We start from the raw sequence: 18,626 nt of genomic DNA on the forward strand, positions 1-18,626 counted from the left end.
CACCTTTCGACGCGTCGGCATCGATGATCTCGTGGGGATGTGTTTTGGAACACGTTCGTCGTTGCGTACCCTGTCGGCTATGTCTTCGTGGTTGCTGCGCGGTGTGGTCATGACCGCCGTTCACGTCATCGCCCGTGTGCTGCTCGGTGTGGCCGTCGTCAACGCCCCACTGCATTCCACCGTCTGGAAGACGATCGCGATCGCCGCGGTCGTCCTCGTCGCGCTCCTCTGGGGCGGGATCGACGGCACCGCGGACGCCCGTGCGAATCCGGATCCCGACGACTACCGGGATCTCACCGTGCGCTGGCTGCAGGCGGGCCTGCTCGCGGGTGTCGCCGCCGGCCTGATCTGCTGGATCCTGGGCCGCTTCGTGTTCGCCGGTATCGGCGAGGCCAGCCTGTTCATCGAACTGATCGCGGGCGGCTCGTTCACCGCGCTGCTCGTGTTCGCCCCCGCGTTCGTCGGCGCCGCCGTCGGTCGTTTCCTGGTCCGCCGCGATCAGCGCAAGGGGCAGGACACCGAAGACGACTGGTCGGTGCATCCCGACCGCGACGGCGAACACGTCGCCGGCTGACAAACCCGACACAAGAACAACTCCCACCGACGCACGAGGCCGCGACGGTGGGAGTTCTTTGTGGCTCGGGTCAGAGAAGCACGCCGCCCGACGGCGCGGCATCGCCGGCGATCGCCGAGTAGGCGGCAGCGATGAGGCCCGGGTCCGGCCCCTCCAGCCGGCCGGGCTTGGCCAGGCCGTCCAGGACGACGAAGCGCAGCACACCGGACCGGTTCTTCTTGTCCCCCGACATCGTCTCCAGCAGGTCGGGCAACGCGTCGGCGTCGTAGCTGGTCGGTAGGCCGACCAGCTCGAGCACCGTGCGGTGGCGATCGGCAGTGGCATCGTCGAGCCGCCCGGCCAGTCTCGCCAGCTCCGCGGCGAACACCAGCCCCACCGACACGGCGGCACCGTGGCGCCAGCGATAGCGCTCCCGACGCTCGATGGCGTGACCGAGGGTGTGCCCGTAGTTGAGGATCTCACGCAAGGACGATTCCTTGAGGTCCGCCGAGACCACGTCCGCCTTCACCTGGACCGACCGGCGGATCAGTTCCGGCAACACGTCGCCCGCCGCATCCGTCGCGGCGACCGGGTCGGCCTCGATGATGTCGAGGATCGCCGGATCGGCGATGAAGCCGGTCTTGATGACCTCGGCCAGCCCGGCGACGATCTCGTTGCGCGGCACCGTGGCCAGGGTCGCAGTGTCGATCAGGACCGCGTCGGGTTCGTGGAACGAGCCGACGAGATTCTTACCCGCGTCGGTGTTGATCCCGGTCTTGCCGCCGACCGCCGCATCGACCATCGCCAACAGCGTCGTCGGGATGTGGATGACGCCGATGCCGCGCATCCAGGTCGCGGCGACGAAACCCGCGAGGTCGGTGGCCGCGCCGCCACCGAGACTGATCACCTTGTCGTTCCGTTTGAGGCCGATCCTGCCGAACACGTCCCAGCAGAACGCCGCAACCGAGAGGTCCTTACCCGCCTCGGCATCCGGGATCTCGATACGATGGGCGTCGAAATCCTTGTCCGCCAAGAATTCCCGGATCTGCTCAGCCGTCTTGGCCAGCGTCGGCTGGTACAGGATCGCTATGCGGTCGGCACCGGCCGCGGCGGCGGCGACGTCGTCGAGCAGGCCACGCCCGATGACCACGTCGTACGGTGCGCCGGCGTCAACCGTGATCGCAATGGGTTCGGTCATGTGGTGGCGGCCCTTTCTGGCGCGAGTACACGGGCGAGTTCGGCGAGGACGGCGTCTGCGACGTCCTCCGGTTCACCGGCGGCCGCGTCGACCGTGAGAGTGCCCGTCCGGAGATAGGTGTCGTCACGTTCGGCGAGGAGTTCACGGTACCGGCGGTGCGGATCGTCACCGGCGATCAGCGGCCGGTCGCTGTCGCGGACCCGGGCGAAGCCCTGCTCGGCGTCGATCTGCAGGTAGACCACCCGGTGGTCGGCGAGGGCAGCCGCCACCGCGGGCGTCATCACCGCCCCACCGCCGAGCGCGAGCACCCCACCGTGGGAGCGCAAGATGTCGAGTACCACGTCACGCTCGATCTCGCGGAACCGTTCGGGTCCGTCCGTCGTGAAGATGTCCGGGATGGTCCGGCCGGTGCGATGCACCAATTCGGCGTCGGTGTCGAGGAAGTCCACGCCCAGTCGATCGGCCAGGATGCGGCCGACCGTCGACTTTCCCGCGCCCATGAAGCCGATGAGCACCACGACCGGACGACGCTCGGGGCGGGTCGCGGTCATCGTTGCGGTGGTCGCGCGTCGATCAGCTTGCGGTAACCCGCCAGGTTCTCCGCGGTCTCGGTCACCGAGTCACCACCGAACTTGTCGAGGGCGGCCTGCGCGAGCACCAGTGCGACCATCGCCTCGGCGACCACACCGGCGGCCGGGACCGCACAGACGTCAGACCGCTGGTGGATCGCCACGGCCTCGTCGCCGGTCGCCATGTCGACGGTGGACAATGCCCGCGGCACCGTCGAGATCGGTTTCATCGCCACCCGAACCCGCACGTCCTCGCCGTTGGTCATACCGCCCTCCAGACCGCCGGCACGGTTGGTGGAACGGAGCACACCGTCAGGGCCCGGCACCATCTCGTCGTGGGCCTGGCTTCCGCGGCGTCGGGCAGTGGTGAAGCCGTCGCCGACCTCGACACCCTTGATCGCCTGGATGCCCATCAGGGCACCGGCCAGGCGCGCGTCGAGACGGGTCTCGCCGCTGACATGCGAGCCCAGGCCGACCGGTACGCCGGTGGCGACGACCTCGACGACACCACCGAGAGTGTCGCCGTCCTTCTTCGCGGCCTCGATCTCGTCGATCATCCGCTGCCCGGCGTCGGCGTCGAACGCGCGGACCGGGCTCTCGTCGATCGCGGGCAGATCGGTGATGCGGGGCGCCGGACCGTCATAGGGCTCACTCGCGCCGATCGAGATGACATGCGACAGCACGTCTATCCCGAACACCTGACGCAGGAAGTTTCGGGCGACGGTACCGGCGGCCACCCGCGCCGCAGTCTCCCGAGCGCTGGCACGTTCGAGGACCGGGCGGGCGTCGTCGAACCCGTACTTCAGCATGCCCGAGTAGTCGGCGTGCCCGGGCCGCGGCCGGGTGAGGGGCGCGTTACGCGCGCTGCCCTCCAGCTCGGCAGGGTCGACCGGGTCGGCGGCCATCACCGTCTCCCATTTGGGCCATTCGGAGTTGGCGATCTCGATGGCGACCGGACCGCCCATCGTCCGTCCGTGCCGCAACCCGCCGACAAGGGTGATCTTGTCCGCCTCGAACTTCATCCGCGCCCCACGCCCGTAGCCGAGGCGGCGACGGGCCAGTTGCTCGGCGATGTCGGACGAGGTGATCTCCACTCCGGCCACCATCCCCTCGACGAGGGCGACCAGGGCCGGGCCATGGGATTCTCCGGCAGTTATCCAGCGCAACACAGTGCTCAATTGTTCCATGGCCTCGTTGTCACCCCACCACCCCACCTCGTAGACCCGCTCACACGGCGCCTAGAGCGCAGAGCGCGGCGGCGACCAGCGCCGGGGCGTGTGGTCGACCGGCCGCATCTGTGTGTGCTCGCAGGTGTGTCACGACCGCGATCACCGCGGCGCCGAGTACCACCAGGAGCGCGGCACCGACGTCGCCGACCAACCCACCGAGGACGAAGGCGAGCTTGAGATCGCCACCCCCACACGCACGGGCGAGTGCCGCGAACAGGTACGGAGACGCCGTCATGAGTGCTGCCGCGAGAACCGCCGGGTGCCCCACCGACATCGCGAGCGTCGCCGCGATACCGGGCCAGAGCATCGCCGTCGAGATCCGACCCGACCGCAGATCGCCCACCACCATCACGGCGAGCCAGGTCAGCACCAGGAAAGAACTCATCCGCACAGCGTGCCGGTCGCGCGCACGGGTCGGCGCGCTCAACAGACGACCCTGTGCATCGCCGGCCGGCTGTGGATGGTCCGGTGGCCCCGCGCCGACGTCGTGCTAGCGCCGGTCGATCATCCGACCATGTCGAGTGCCGCCGCCATCGCCTCACGCGGTGCCGGACGTCCGGTGAACTGCTCGACCTGACTGAAGGCCTGGTTGAGCAACATCACCAGACCGCCGGCCACCCGGCCGCCGGCCGTCGACACCGCTGCGGCCAGCGGTGTCGGCCATGGGTGATAGATCACGTCGACCACCTTCGCCGCTGCGGCCAACGAACCGACGAGTGGCGTCGTCGCGCCCGCGGGGACCGTCGAGATCATCACGCCGGCCGCACGGCAACGCTCCTCGAGGTCGGCGCCCGGCTCGAAGGGCAGCACCGCGGTGGTCATGCCGACCGTGTGTGCGAGTTCGAGGACGGGCTGCGCCCGCCCCGCGTCCCGCGCCACCACCACGAGATCGGTGAACCCGGCGTCGGCGAGTGCGGCCACCGTCGGCAACGCGGTACCTCCGGCGCCCACCAAGACCGCGGACGGACCTGCGCCGGCGTCTGCGCCCACCTCGCGCAGTGCGCCGGACATTCCGTCGATGTCTGTGCAGTCCGCACGCCAGCCGTGGTCGGTGCGTACGAGTGTGTTGGCCGATCCGACCAGTTCGGCGCGTGGTGTGCGCTCGTCTGCGAATGCGAGGGCTGCCAGCTTGGCCGGCATCGTCACCGAGAGACCGACGAAGTCTGGACCGAGCCCGCCGACCAGCTCAGGCAGTTCCTCTGCCGTGCACTCGATCCGGTCGTAGGTCCACTCGGGCAGACCGAGCGCGCGGTAGGCCGCCAAGTGCAGATCGGGTGACCGCGAATGACCGACCGGCGACCCGAGCACTGCCGCACGTCGCCTCGTCACGTCCATCCGATCATCCGCATCCGGTACTCAGCAGTTTGTTCTCGCACGCTTTCTCGCGGTTCTGCTGGTGTTCTTCGAACGTGTCGGCGAACAGTGTGGTGCCCTGTCGATCGACGGTCACGAAGTAGAGCCAGGCGCCTGCGGTCGGGTGCTCGACCGCACTCAGCGCCCGCTCGCCCACCGCGCCGATCGGCGTCACCGGAAGCCCCGTGTTGCGGTAGGTGTTCCACTTGTTGTCGGCCTTGTACGCGTCACCGTAGACGTCGATGTTGGTCACATCTGCGGTGTAGTTGGTGGTGGAATCCATTTCCAGCCGTTGATCTTTGGCCAGCCGGTTGAGGATCACCCTTGCGACCTTCGGGAAGTCCTGCGCATCGGCCACCTCACGTTCGACGACCGAGGCCGCGACCAGCGTCTCGTACGGAGTCAATCCGGAGTCGTGCTGCTCGAGCAGACCCCACTGCTGGAACCGGATCGAGCTGGCCACGATCAGGTCGTGCAGGATCTGGGTCGCCGAGTGGCTCGGATCGATCGTCTCCCACGTCCCGGGTGCGATCAGCCCTTCGATCCGTCGATGGTCACCGGTGAGCTGTTCGACAGTCGGCCGGGCCCAGGCCGGGACGCCGAGCTGTTCTGGCGCCGACTCGGCCGCCGCCTTCTCGAGCTGGCCGACGTCCGCTCCGATCCGCTGACCGTTCACCGTCACCGCGGTCGCGTCCGAGATCATCTGGAAGATTCCGGGGGTGGTCTTCCCGTCGACCCCCTTCTTGTTGTCGAGCTGCAGCCCTTCCGGCACCACCATCCGGCCGACACGGTGCTCGTTGCCATCGGTCATCATCTCGACCGCGGTGGATGCCGGGATCTGGGTGCGGAGTTTGTAGAAGCCCCCGGACATGGCCTGCCCGCCTGCCGCATCGAGGAACGCGTTCACGCTGGCGACGACATCGTCCTTCTCCAGGATCCGGCCGAAGTCCATCAAGGTCGAGTTCTGCGGGATGTCGACGATGACGTCCGCCGTACCGGCCGCACTCGAGTAGTCCTTGTGGTTCTCGAAGACTCCCATCGAGCGCAGTCCGACGAATCCGACCCCGGCCACCAGGACGAGCATGCAGGCCATCACGGCCGCGAGGATGACGCGCCGGCGGGTGCGATTAGGTGAACTGCCCTTCGGGCGGCCCGAACGTCTGCTCTTCGGGCGTCCGGGGCTGCCCTGCCGTCTCGAGCGCTTGCCTCCACGATCCGGCACATCGTCGCCGGCCTCGGCCAGGCCCGCGTCGTCGGTGTCGAGGAAGTGGGTGCGCGCCGGTTGCGGATCGATCGTCTGGGGACGCACCCGGTGCGGTACCGCGGTACGCAAGGGGTCGCTGTATTCGCCCGAGGACAGCCTCAGAGGCTGGTCCGGATCCTCGTCCGACGCCCCTGGGATCTGCTCGAGTGGGATCTGCCCCGATGGGTTCTGCTCGGGCCGGCTCTGCGGCGGCGCGCTGGGCATGCGACGGGCGTCCGGCGCCACACGCTGCGGCCCGGTCCGCGGCGGGGGCGGCGGCGACGGCGGCATGGTTCCCTGCGGAGGACGCGGGGGTGGCGCACTCGGCGGGACCGGGGCCTGCGCAGGCCGTGGGACGTCTGCCTGCTCGGAGGACTCGACTTCCCGGCGCCGGCGATGGCGCGTCGAGGGCTTGCCGTCGGCCGGTTGGGTGAAATACCGAAGCCGGTCGAGGTCGAGTTGCTCGGTGGGCTGATCGGAGATGTCGTGACGCCGCGAGCGCGGCCGATGCTGGTGCTCGTCGGTCACCGAATGATTCCTCTCCGGTTCCGGCGATGGTCGATCGGACTGCACCGCTGGTTCGAGATCGCGAATTGTGCTGCGCCGTGGGGCTGGACGGCTCTAGAACTCATCGTCGCGTATCCAGCCACCCCTGCAGGATAGCGACCGCAGCCGCTTGATCAATTACGGCGCGCGAGGATTTCGCATTCACGCCGCTCGCGCGCAGTGCCTGGGTCGCGGTGACCGTGGTCAGACGCTCGTCGTGATATTCGACACCGACGGGGCTGATGCGCTCCGCGAGTTGATCGCCGAATTCGCGCGCCAGACCGGCAGCCTTCCCGTCCTCGTTGCGCAACGTCTTGGGCAGACCCACCACCACCCCGACGGCGTCGTACTCCGCCACGATGGCGGCAATTCGTTCGATGTCGGCGGTGCCGCCCGGTGTACGGCGGACGGTCTCGACAGGTGTCGCGAGAATGCCGTCGGGGTCGCACACCGCGACACCGATGCGAACCGATCCGACGTCGACGCCGACGCGACGCCCGCGCATCCCCGTCATCGGTCCCGGACGAGTTCGCGCAGCCGGGTCATCGCGGCGTCGACGCCACCCGCATCTGTCCCGGATCCCTGCGCCAGGTCGGGTTTTCCACCACCTCGGCCGCCGACGAGTCCGGCGACCTCCTTGACGATGTCGCCTGCCTTGATACCGAGCCCGCGAGCGGCTTCGGTGGTTGCCACCACGAACGGCACCTTCGTGTTCTCGCCGTCGGTGGACGACGAGAACAGCGCGACCACCGCCGGCCGCTCGGCCACCTTGCCACGCAGATCCGTTGCGAGCGAACGCAGTCCGTTGGCGTCGAGACCGTCCGGCAGCCGACCGCCCACGATCAGCGTGGAACCCGCCGTGACGGCGGAATCGATCAGCCCACCGGCCGCCGCGCGCGCCGAATCCGCCCGCAGCCGCTCGACCTGTTTCTCCGCGTCGCGCAGTCGGTTCACCAGTTGTTCGACGCGCCCCGGCACCTCCTCGGACGGCACCTTCAGCGACGACGCCAGGCCGGCCATCAGCGCCCGTTCCTTGGACAGGAAACGGAAGGAATCCATGCCGACGTAGGCCTCCACACGCCGGACTCCCGAACCCACCGACGACTCGCCGATCACCGTGACCGGTCCGATCTGGGACGACGACGCGACATGCGTTCCGCCACACAACTCCATCGAGAACGGCCCGCCGATCTCGACCACCCGGACGACGTCTCCGTAGTTCTCGCCGAAGAGCGCCAGCGCACCCATCTGCTTGGCCTCGGTCAGCCCGGTCTCGAAGGTGTGCACCGGGTAGTTCGCCTCGACCGCCGCGTTGCTGATCTCCTCGATCTCGCGACGTTGACTCTCCGACAACGGCTTTCCGGAATGGAAGTCGAATCGCAGATATCCCGGGCGGTTCAGCGAACCCGCCTGGGTCGCGGTGGGTCCGAGCACCTCCCGCAGCGCGGCGTGCACCATGTGGGTTCCCGAATGTCCCTGTGTCGCACCATGGCGCCATGTCTGATCCACCGACGCGATGACCTCGTCACCCTCGGCGATCTCGCCCTCGTCGACGGTGACCTTGTGCAGCCACACCGACTTTCCGGCCTTCTGGACGTCGGTGATGCGCAGTCGCACACCGTCTCCGGTCGTGATGGTCCCTACATCGGCCATCTGACCACCGGATTCGGCGTAAAGCGGACTGCGATCGAGCACCACGACGAGCTCCTGGCCCGGCGACGCACTCCGCACCCGGGTGCCGTCCGAGACCAGCCCCAGAACCCTTGCCTCCGAGACGAGTTCGTCGAACCCGGTGAAGGTGGTCGGTCCACGGTCGAGGAACTCCCGGTACACCGAAAGGTCGGCGTGGCCGGTCTTGCGGGCGGTCGCGTCGGCCTTGGCGCGCTGCTTCTGTTCGGCCATCAGACTGGTGAAACCCTGCTGGTCCACCGACAGCCCCGCCTCGGCGGCCATCTCGAGCGTCAGATCGATCGGGAAGCCATAGGTGTCGTGCAGGGTGAACGCGTCGTCACCGCTGATGGTGGTGTGCTGCGCGGCCTTGGTTGCCTGTGCGGCGTCGGCGAAGAGCTTGGAGCCGGCGGCCAGCGTCTTGCTGAACGACGCCTCCTCGCCGATCGCGACATCGACGATGTGGGTGCGCTGCTCGGCCAGGTTGGGATACGAGGGCGCCATGGTGTCGACGACGAGATTGATGAAATCACCCATCGTGGGCTGATCCGCTCCGAGGAGACGAACCGACCGCACCACACGCCGCAGCAGTCGACGCAACACGTAACCGCGGCCGTCGTTGCCGGGCAGCACACCGTCACCGATGAGCAGCGTGGCGGTGCGGGCGTGGTCGGCGATCACCCGGAACTTCACGTCGTCGTCGTGCGAACCGGCGCCATAGGCCCGGCCGGTGAGACGCGCGGCGAGATCGATGATGGGTTTGCACAGGTCGGTCTCGTAGACGTTGTCGACACCCTGCAGGATGCACGCCACCCGCTCGATCCCCATGCCGGTGTCGATGTTCTTCTTCGGCAGCGGGCCGAGGATCTCGTACCCCTCCTTGCCGCCGCCGGGGCCCCGCACGTTCTGCATGAAGACGAGATTCCAGATCTCGATGTAGCGGTCCTCGTCGGCCTCCGGGCCGCCTTCCCTGCCGTACGCCGGCCCGCGGTCGTAGAAGATCTCCGAGCACGGACCACACGGGCCGGGGATCCCCATCGACCAGTAGTTGTCCTTGAGCCCCCGCCGCTGGATGCGCTCGGCGGGTACACCGATCTCATCGCGCCAGATGGCCTCGGCCTCGTCGTCGTCGAGGTAGACCGTCGGCCACAGTTTGTCCGCCGCGATCCCGTATCCGCCGTCGTCGACGCTGTTGGTGAGCAACGTCCACGCGAAGTTGATCGCCTCGCGCTTGAAGTAGTCACCGAACGAGAAGTTGCCGGCCATCTGGAAGAACGTGTTGTGGCGCGTGGTGATGCCGACTTCTTCGATGTCGAGGGTGCGTACGCATTTCTGCACACTGGTCGCCCGGTCGAAGGGCGGCGTCTGTTCGCCCAGGAAGTAGGGCTTGAACGGCACCATGCCCGCGTTGACGAACAGCAGGTTCGGGTCATCGAGGATCAACGAGGCGCTCGGCACCTCGGTGTGACCCGCCTTGATGAAGTGATCCAGGAAGCGCTGCCGGATGTCATGCGTCTGCAACTGAGTTCGTCCTTGGTGAGGTGGTGGGTCTGCCGTCTGGTGGTCCGAACCGGTGGTCGAGACCGGTCGGCGACACTCCAGACTACCGCCGGCGAATATCCGCGCCGGTTCCCGGCCGTCGCCGCGCGCGCTCGGACCGGTCCGACCCCGCCGCATCGACCCCGGCGTCCCGGCTGCACACATCGCAAACTGACCTCATGACCGCGACTCGTACCGGCGATGCATCACCCGGTCGACCCCTTCTCCGACGGGAGCGGCGATCCGGGATCGTCGCTCCCGGATCATCGATCCCGGCCCCTCGTCGCCCGGCGCACGATGGAACGCAGACGGCCGAGCCGCGCACCGATCTCGCGCTCGTGTCCGTGATCGGTCGGCAGGTAGTAGTCGACCCCGACGAGGTCATCGGGCGCGTACTGCTGCGCTACCACTCCACCCGGGTCGTCGTGCGGATATCGATATCCGATCCCGCTGCCCAGTCCTTTGGCTCCCGCATAGTGGCTGTCGCGCAGATGGGCGGGCACAGCGCCCGACTTCCCGGACTCCACGTCCGCGATCGCCGCTCCGATCGCCGACACCACTCCCCCCGACTTCGGCGCGGTGGCCAGATGGATGGTGGCCTGCGTGAGCGCCAGCTTCGCCTCAGGCATGCCGACCAGGGCCACCACCTGGGCGGCAGCCACCGCCGTCTGCAATGCGGTCGGGTCGGCCATCCCGACGTCCTCGCTGGCATGGATCATCAGCCGACGCGCGATGAATCGCGGGTCCTCGCCGGCCACGATCATCCGCGCCAGGTAGTGCAGCGCGGCGTCGACATCGGAACCGCGGATCGACTTGATGAACGCGCTGGTCACGTCATAGTGCTGATCACCGTCGCGGTCATAACGCACCGCGGCCCGATCGATCGCCGCCTCCACCTCGGTGACGTCGAGGACCGCGCGATGGCCGTCTCCGGCGGCGGATTCGTCGTCGTCTCCGCGCAGGGCCGCGTCCGCGCTGGCCTCCAATCCGGTGAGCGCACGACGTGCATCACCGCCCGCCACCGCGACGAGGTGGTCGATCGCCTCGTCGCTGACCTCGACCCGACCGTCGAGGCCGCGAGGATCGGCGACGGCGCGTCGCAGCACCTCACGGATGTCGCTGTCGGAGAGGGATCGCAATTGCAAGACGAGTGATCGGGACAGCAGCGGCGCGACCACCGAGAACGACGGATTCTCCGTGGTCGCGGCCACGAGAAGCACGATGCGGTTCTCCACCGCGTCGAGCAGCGCATCCTGCTGGGTCTTGGAGAAGCGATGGACCTCGTCGATGAACAACACGGTCTGCTGGCCCTCGATCAGCCTGCGCCGCGCCACGTCGATGACGGCGCGTACCTCCTTGACACCGGCCGACAGCGCCGAGAGCGCTTCGAATCTGCCGCCGGTGGCACGAGAGATCAACGCGGCCATCGTCGTCTTACCGGTGCCCGGCGGCCCGTAGAGCAGCACGGATGCGGCACCCGAGCCGTTGATCAACCGACGCAGCGGCGATCCGGTACCCAGCAGATGCTGCTGGCCCACGATCTCGTCGAGCGACTCCGGACGCATCCGCACCGCCAGCGGCGCATGTGCACCCGGTGGTGACGTGAGACCGCCCGAGCCTGGGCCCGAGGCGGCCGCCGGTGGATCGAACAGCCCTTCCACAGCGGCCCGTCAGGTGAGCCAGATGCGCTGCAAAGCCGCACCGAGCCGGGACGCGAACTCGGCGATCTCCGCTTCACCGGCCCGGACCGCGGCGGCCGACAGGTCGGCCCAACGCGCGACGATCACGCGCGGATCGTTGCTGTGCAGCGCCCAGTCGTGGGTCTGGCCGGACTGGCCCGACCGTGGGTCCTCGACAGCACCGGGATCGTCGTCGGGCAGCATCCATACCGTGGAGAGCCACGTCCACAGCAGCCGGGCAGTGGTGATCTTGCGGGTGGCCTCACCGTCGTGACCGAGTCCCGGCCAGATGGGATAGACCTCGGATCGCCACGCGTCGACCATCGCGATCTCGAGGTCGGCGCGGTGGTCGACGTTGACGTGGGACAACTGCGCAGCAAAGGTCACCAGCGCGTACGCGATGTCGAGGGTGGCGTCGCGGAAACCGCCCCACTCGTAGTCCATGAACTGCACACCCTCGTCGTTGAGCAGGATGTTCTCTGCGCCGACGTCCGAGGGGCTGAAGGCCCGGTGGTCTCCGTCGGCGAACAGCGAGCAGGCGATCGTCAACCGCTTCGCCACGTCCTCCGGCAGATCCACACCCAGCCGATCGGTCAGCGCAGGCGCGTCCTCGACCGCCCGCGCGGCCGTCTCGCCGAGCAGGTCGACATCATCGGCACCGTTGGCTCCGCGCCGCAGGATCGCCAGGAAGTCCACCTCGCCGCCGACCGTCGCCGCGTGCATCCGGCCGAGCGCCTGGCCCCAGGCACTGACCGCATGTGACGTCTCGACGACGTCGGTTCCGGACAACAGGGAGGTCAGGGAGCGTCCGTGCCCGAGATCGCTGAGAACGAGGACCCGCACATCGGGGTCGGATGCGATCAGCTGGGGCCCCGGGCGCGACTCGGTCGGCAGCGCGGTGGCGTATTTGTAGGAGGCGAGCTCGCGGTGGAACGCGCGCGGATCCTCGTCGGCAGGCAGCGCCTTGATCACCAACGTGCGATCCATCGACAAAGGATTGACCGCCACCCTCGCTCGCACCACGACGGTGCGACCACTACCCCGAGGTCTTCGGGGTCTGCGAGGGAGACGGGGGAACCGGCCCGATGCGAGAGAACCGCCTCGGCCGCGCGCACCACACCGGCGATGCGACTCTCAGTTATTACCGTCATGTCATCCACCAACCTACCCAATCGCCGAACACGGCGTCACGACTCTTGATCCATCTGCAATGCATTTGCCACTGACAAACCCCGTCGACCTCGGTCGATGCCAGATCCCGTCTCGCACAACTAAGGTCATGTGGAGGTCCAGCCCCCCGCCGACGGGTGTCATCTGTTCGGCTGATCCGGGCCGACCGGGCGGTCGACGCTAGTCGGCACCCGCCCGGGACGGTCCATCGGTGATCTCGGACACATCGATCGGACTGACGTCCACCGACACGTCGATCCGACTCTTCTTCGACTCCGTGTAGATCACCCCGCGCAGCGGTGGGACGTCGTCGTAGTCGCGACCCCAGGCCACGGTCACGTGTCGTTCGTCGACGAACTTGTCGTTGGTCGGGTCGAAGGCCAGCCACCGATCGTCGGGCAGCCATACCGCTGCCCACGCATGGCTCGCGTCGGCACCGAAGATCCGTTCCCGGCCCGGTGGCGGGTCGGTGGCGAGGTAGCCCGACTCGTACCGTGCCGCCAGGCCGACCGATCGCAGGCATGCGATGGCCACACGGGCGAAATCCTGACAGACCCCCATGCGCCGCTCCAGCACGGTGTCCACCCGGGTGCTGATCGCCGTCGATCCCGACTTGTAGGTGAACTCGCGGTGGATCCGCGAGTTGAGGTCGGTCACGGCCTCGATCAGAGGACGGCCCGGCCAGAAGATATCGGCCGCGAAGTCGGCCACCGCACGAGTGATCTCCGGCGGCTGGAGGTCGAGGACGAACTCCATCACGCCGGCGCCCGCCACACCAACCGCGGACGGCCTGGCCTGCTCCCACGGGCCGCGTGCCGCCGGCGACAGCGGTACGCCCGCATCTGGTGGATCCACCTCCACGAGCGAGGTCGCCGTGACCACCAACTCGTCGTGGTCGGTCCGGACATGGAAGTACGAATCGCTGTTCCCGTAGACATCCACACCCGTCGACCAGTCGTCGGGCTCGGGTTCGATGGTCACCTCCGCTGCGCGCACGCGCTGATGCGGGAGTTCGCGAGGAGTCAGGTGACAGCGTCCGTACGACGCCGACACGACGTCGTCATAGGTGTAGGTCGTTCGGTGCATGACCTGGTAACGACGGCGCGGGTCGGTCACGCGCTCTCACCTCCCCCGCCCCAGATCGGCTGCGCCTGCTGCGGCAACGCGAAGCGGGTGCGCGTCAGGATGTCCGAGAGATCGCGCGCTCCACCGCCCAGGTCGGCCATCAGATCACGCAACTGTGCACGCCGGCCGTCACCGTCGACGGCGGCGAGATCGTCCGGATCGGAACGGCGCAACTCGGCGGTCAGTTCCTCGACGATCCGTTCGGCGCCCACCGAGCGCAGTTCATCGGGCAACGCGGTCAGGTCGTCGCGCAACTGCGTGAGCTGGTAGATCACCGCGCGCGGGTTGGTCTCGTCGAAGAACAACAGGCCGACCACCGCGCCGAACTGGTAGAGACCACGGTTGCGCCTGCGGTAGATCACCGACGACTCGTTGGCCACCAGATAGGTCTCCAGCAGTGCCTGCTCGACCTCGCGGTCCTGCTCCTCGACGAACAGCGCCGCGGCGAGGTCGGCAAGGGTGATCGTCCGTTCGATGCGCCGGCCGATGTCCATGAACAACCACCCGGGATCGTGCACCATCGAGTCGGCCTGGAGACCCGCCAGCCCGAGCACACCGTGGAGGACCTCGTCGTGTGTGCGGCCGAGGTCAGCGCCCAGTTCGAGCGTCGAGTCGACGGCTGCCGAGGCGGGATCGGATGCGGCGCGGGCCGCGCGGACCTGCCGGCTCAGCTGCTCGATCGCCCGTTCGACCGGCGCCAGCACCATCCAGGTGCTCGTCGACATCTGGTCGCGGACCGCTCGCGCCGTGGCGACCAGCCGATCGGCCGAGTGTGCGATGGTCCCGGCCACCGAGCGCGCGATGGTCAGATCCGTGATCTTCGCGATCGCCTCGTTGACCCGCCCCGGCTCGGCCGGGCGGTCTTCGTGCTCGGCGGCGAGGTCGGCGGTGCCGAGGTAGAGCGCCGTGCCGGTCACGCGCGCGACGGCGTGCAGCACCAGCGGCACGGCGGCCGATCCGCTCATCCACGGTCGGTACTGCACCTCCTGATAACGCTCTCTCGCAACCTTTGCCAGACGCGTCGTCGATTCGGTCCGTTCGCCGTAGCGCCCGAGCCAGAAGAGGTCGGCAAGGACGCGCGGGCTGGCCGCCGCGGCGACGTCGTGGTAGCCGACGCCGCGATGTGCACGGGCCGGACGTGGTGCCGCCACCGTCTTCTCACCGACCGCGGACCGTGTACCCGGTTTGCGCGAGACATGGCCACCGACATCGGCGCTGGTCACCCAGACATCCTTCGCCGCAACCGTCCGCTGCGCCGCGCCCTCGACCCCGTCGGCCAGCACCATCCCGAGTCCGCCCGGCATCACCGCATATGTCGGCCCCTGCGCGACGCTGAAGGCGCGCAGTCCGACCGGGGCAGCGCGCAGCACTCCGGTGCGTTCCGACGTGATGCGGCCGGCTGTCATCGTGGGTGCGATCGACACGGGTTGCAGCGTCCGGGCGACCCATTGCCACGGGTGTGCCTCGATCCGGGCGGCGAGGTCGGCACGGCCGGCCGCGTCGAGCATCGGGCCGATCAGCTCTTCGTCGGTGGCGAAGTTGGACAGCAGCAGTTCGTCGAGATCGGCGCGGATCTTGGTGCGCTGCAGGTCATCGCCTGCCCAGAGGGTCGGCACCGACGGCAGCGCGAGATCCTCGTCGAGCAGCGCCGGTGCGAGTCGTTCCAGCACCGTGTGAAGTGCCGGGTTCTCGAGCACGCCGCTGCCGAGGGTGTTGACTACGGTGACCGTGCCGCGTGAGATCGCCTCCACCAGACCCGCGACACCGAGCCGGGAGTCGGTCCGCAGATCCAGCGGGTCGGCATACTCGGCGTCTATTCGGCGAAGCAGCACGTCGACGCGCTTGTACTTGCCCAGCGACCGCATGTACACCGCACCGTCGCGCACCGTCAGGTCACCGCCCTCGACCAGCGGGAAGCCCAGCACCGATGCGAGGTAGGCCTGGTCGAAGGCTGTCTCCGACATGCTCCCGGGACTCAGCACCGCAACCGTGGGCTCCTCGACGCCGGCCGGGGCGTAGTCGAACAGGGCGAGCCGCAACGTCCCGGCGAACGTCGCGATGGGCCTTGGTGCAACGGTCTGGAACAGCTGCGGGAAGGTGTGGGAGAGCAGTCGACGGTCGACCATCGCGAAACCGATCCCCGACGGTGCCTGCGTCCGGTCGGCGTACACCTCGAACCGGCCGTCGGACGCACGCCCGAGATCGAGGGCGTGCAAGAACAACGCGTGCGGTCCGGGGACCTCCATTCGCGCGGCCTTCCGGATGTAGCCGGGGTGCCCGAACACCATCTCGGGCGGGATGAGACCGCGGTGGATCGTCTTCTGATCGCGATAGATGTCACGCAGGAGCAGATCGAGCAGCATCGACCGCTGGGTGACCGCCTTCTCCAGTTGCGTCCACTCGAGCCCGTCGACGACGAGCGGTACCGGGTCGACCTGCCAATCGCGGGCGACGGTCTCGGCGCCATCGAACTCGTTGTAGATGACGCCTTCGTCGCTGACTGCGGTGGCCAGGCGCGCCGCCGCGCCTCGCAATCGGTCGTCGCCGCGCGCCGCATAACCCGCCACCAGATCCGACCAGGCGGGTCTCGTCCGACCACGCCCGTCGACGACCTCGTCAAAGGGCGCAGCCGACGAACCGGGCGCGTCAGCACCACCGGGCAGGCCCTCGACATCGAATAGCGCAGAGCCATCGGACCGGTACCCGTCGAAGACCCCGGGCAGTCGATTCCCGGCCGGGCCACCGGACGAAACGATCACCGGAAAACTGTACGTGCCCGGCGCGCGTGGAGCACCGTCGGTACCCGGCGGTCAGGCGCCGCCGGGGCCTGCTTCCTGCGCCGCACCCTCGCCGTCCGGCTTCTTCCGGACAACCGGCTTGGCGTCGATACCCGACTCCTTGCGCTGCTGCGGCGTGATCGCCGCGGGTGCGTCGGTGAGCGGATCGACGCCGCCACCCGACTTCGGGAACGCGATCACCTCACGGATCGAGTTCTCCCCCGCCAGCAACGCGGTGATCCGGTCCCAGCCGAAGGCGATTCCACCGTGCGGCGGGGCGCCATAGGCGAAGGCGTCGAGAAGGAAGCCGAACTTCTCCTGTGCCTCGTCATGGCTGATGCCCATGATCTCGAAAACTCGTTCCTGCACGTCACGCTGGTGGATACGGATCGATCCGCCGCCGATCTCGTTGCCGTTGCAGACGATGTCGTACGCGTAGGCCAGGGCTGCCCCGGGATCGGTCTCGAGCACGTCCAGCGACTCCGGCTTGGGTGCGGTGAACGCGTGGTGCACCGCGGTCCATGCGCCGGATCCGACTGCGACATCACCGGAGGCGGTCGCATCGTCGGCGGGCTCGAACAGCGGGGCGTCGACCACCCACGTGAAGGCCCAGTCACCGTCCTTGATCAGCCCGAGCCGTGCGGCGATCTCACCGCGCGCGGCACCCAGCAGGGCGCGCTGCGCCTTGGCCGGCCCGGCGGCGAAGAACACACAGTCGCCCGGCTCGGCGCCCACGTGTGCGACCAGGCCCGCACGCTCCTCCTCGGAGAGGTTCTTGGCGACGGGACCACCGAGTTCGCCGTCGTCGCCGACGAGGACATAGGCAAGACCTTTGGCCCCGCGCTGCTTCGCCCATTCCTGCCACGCGTCGAGTTGGCGACGCGGCTGCGACGCCCCACCCGGCATGACGACGGCACCGACGTACGGTGCCTGGAACACCCGGAACGGGGTGTCGGCGAAATAGTCGGTGCACTCGACGAGTTCGAGACCGAACCGGAGATCCGGCTTGTCACTCCCGTAACGCCGCATCGCATCGGCGTAGGTGATGCGTGGGATCGGGGTGGTGATCTCCACGCCGATCAGCTTCCACAGCGCAGCCAGAACCTCTTCGGCGAGCGCGATGACGTCGTCCTGATCGACAAAGCTCATCTCGAGATCGAGCTGGGTGAATTCCGGCTGCCGGTCGGCGCGGAAATCCTCGTCGCGATAGCAGCGCGCGATCTGGTAGTAGCGCTCCATGCCGGCCACCATGAGCAACTGCTTGAACAGCTGCGGGCTCTGCGGCAACGCGTAGAAGGTGCCCGGCTGCAGGCGTGCCGGCACCAGGAAGTCACGGGCGCCCTCCGGGGTCGACCGCGTCAGCGTCGGGGTCTCGACCTCGACGAAGTCGTGACCGGCGAGCACACCGCGCGCGGCCGCGTTCACCTTGGACCGCAGTCGCAGCGCGTGCGCCGGGCCCTCGCGACGCAGGTCGAGGTACCGATACCGCAGACGCGCCTCCTCGCCGGGCGCCTCGTCGAGCTGGAACGGCAGGGCCGCCGAAGCGTTCAGCACCTCGAGGCTCACCGCGTTGATCTCGATCTCGCCGGACGACAGGTTCGGGTTCTCGCTGCCCGCCGGGCGCTCCTCGACGACACCGGTCACCGCGACGCAGAACTCGGCCCGGAGCCGATGGGCTGCCTCGGCAACGGCCTCGTCCCGGAAGACGACCTGGACCAGCCCGGAGCTGTCGCGCAGATCGATGAAGACCACGCCCCCGTGATCGCGACGACGCGCGACCCAACCGGCGACGGTGACGGTCTGCGAGGCGTCGGCGCGGCGAAGCGAACCGGCGAGATGCGTGCGGAGCACTCAGAGTCCTTCCCAAACGGATACGTGGTGAATCTCGGCCAATCCTACTGTCGTGACCTCGGGTGACCTGCACCCGGCCGTCCGCCGGACATCGGCCGCGACAACACGGACCCGGCATCGACTCCG

General features: G+C 68.4%; 13 protein-coding genes and 1 pseudogene. 1 reads left to right on the top strand and 13 read right to left on the bottom strand.

Going from position 1 to position 18,626, the window contains the following annotated elements; translation table 11 throughout:
- The first annotated feature begins 79 nt into the window (after positions 1 to 79).
- A complete protein-coding gene (locus tag GTV32_RS05080) occupies positions 80 to 574 on the top strand; it encodes a B-4DMT family transporter (RefSeq protein ID WP_161059203.1) in 495 nt (164 codons plus the stop codon).
- Positions 575 to 644: 70 nt separating this feature from the next.
- Here GTV32_RS05080 and aroB read toward each other — a convergent pair whose 3' ends face one another.
- From aroB to aspS, 13 genes and pseudogenes are all read right to left on the bottom strand, one after another.
- Positions 645 to 1,751, bottom strand: a complete 1,107-nt coding sequence (aroB, locus tag GTV32_RS05085; protein ID WP_161059204.1) for a 3-dehydroquinate synthase — start codon at positions 1,749 to 1,751, stop codon at positions 645 to 647.
- Entirely contained in the window at positions 1,748 to 2,302 is a 555-nt protein-coding gene (locus GTV32_RS05090) for a shikimate kinase (RefSeq protein ID WP_161059205.1), read from the bottom strand. The genes aroB and GTV32_RS05090 overlap by 4 nt, the downstream gene beginning before the upstream one ends.
- Positions 2,299 to 3,507 (bottom strand): chorismate synthase, encoded by a 1,209-nt coding sequence (gene aroC / locus GTV32_RS05095; RefSeq protein ID WP_161059206.1) that lies wholly within the window; start codon positions 3,505 to 3,507, stop codon positions 2,299 to 2,301. Before aroC ends, GTV32_RS05090 begins: the two co-directional genes overlap by 4 nt.
- Before the next feature lie 40 nt (positions 3,508 to 3,547).
- A complete protein-coding gene (locus tag GTV32_RS05100; RefSeq protein WP_161059207.1) occupies positions 3,548 to 3,934 on the bottom strand; it encodes a prepilin peptidase in 387 nt (128 codons plus the stop codon).
- Between the two features lie 119 nt (positions 3,935 to 4,053).
- On the bottom strand, positions 4,054 to 4,884 hold the full coding sequence (locus GTV32_RS05105) for a shikimate dehydrogenase (protein ID WP_161059208.1): 831 nt from the start codon (positions 4,882 to 4,884) through the stop codon (positions 4,054 to 4,056).
- A gap of 4 nt (positions 4,885 to 4,888) precedes the next feature.
- Positions 4,889 to 6,673: an endolytic transglycosylase MltG gene (locus GTV32_RS05110; RefSeq protein ID WP_343287215.1), complete on the bottom strand. Its 1,785-nt coding sequence runs from the start codon at positions 6,671 to 6,673 to the stop codon at positions 4,889 to 4,891.
- 100 nt (positions 6,674 to 6,773) lie between these two features.
- Positions 6,774 to 7,205: a Holliday junction resolvase RuvX gene (gene ruvX / locus GTV32_RS05115; protein WP_161059209.1), complete on the bottom strand. Its 432-nt coding sequence runs from the start codon at positions 7,203 to 7,205 to the stop codon at positions 6,774 to 6,776.
- A complete protein-coding gene (gene alaS, locus GTV32_RS05120; RefSeq protein WP_161059210.1) occupies positions 7,202 to 9,880 on the bottom strand; it encodes an alanine--tRNA ligase in 2,679 nt (892 codons plus the stop codon). Before alaS ends, ruvX begins: the two co-directional genes overlap by 4 nt.
- A 281-nt stretch (positions 9,881 to 10,161) precedes the next feature.
- On the bottom strand, positions 10,162 to 11,559 hold the full coding sequence (locus GTV32_RS05125; protein ID WP_161059211.1) for a replication-associated recombination protein A: 1,398 nt from the start codon (positions 11,557 to 11,559) through the stop codon (positions 10,162 to 10,164).
- A 9-nt stretch (positions 11,560 to 11,568) separates the two neighbouring features.
- A pseudogene (locus GTV32_RS05130) lies at positions 11,569 to 12,728 on the bottom strand (hypothetical protein).
- Positions 12,729 to 12,927: 199 nt separating this feature from the next.
- Positions 12,928 to 13,833 (bottom strand): transglutaminase family protein, encoded by a 906-nt coding sequence (locus GTV32_RS05135; protein WP_161062356.1) that lies wholly within the window; start codon positions 13,831 to 13,833, stop codon positions 12,928 to 12,930.
- Between the two features lie 26 nt (positions 13,834 to 13,859).
- A complete protein-coding gene (locus GTV32_RS05140; protein WP_161059212.1) occupies positions 13,860 to 16,631 on the bottom strand; it encodes a circularly permuted type 2 ATP-grasp protein in 2,772 nt (923 codons plus the stop codon).
- A gap of 51 nt (positions 16,632 to 16,682) precedes the next feature.
- On the bottom strand, positions 16,683 to 18,500 hold the full coding sequence (gene aspS / locus GTV32_RS05145) for an aspartate--tRNA ligase (protein WP_161059213.1): 1,818 nt from the start codon (positions 18,498 to 18,500) through the stop codon (positions 16,683 to 16,685).
- Between the last annotated feature and the right edge of the window lie 126 nt (positions 18,501 to 18,626).

The sequence above is a fragment of the Gordonia sp. SID5947 genome, assembly GCF_009862785.1.
In the GTDB taxonomy this organism is placed as follows: domain Bacteria; phylum Actinomycetota; class Actinomycetes; order Mycobacteriales; family Mycobacteriaceae; genus Gordonia.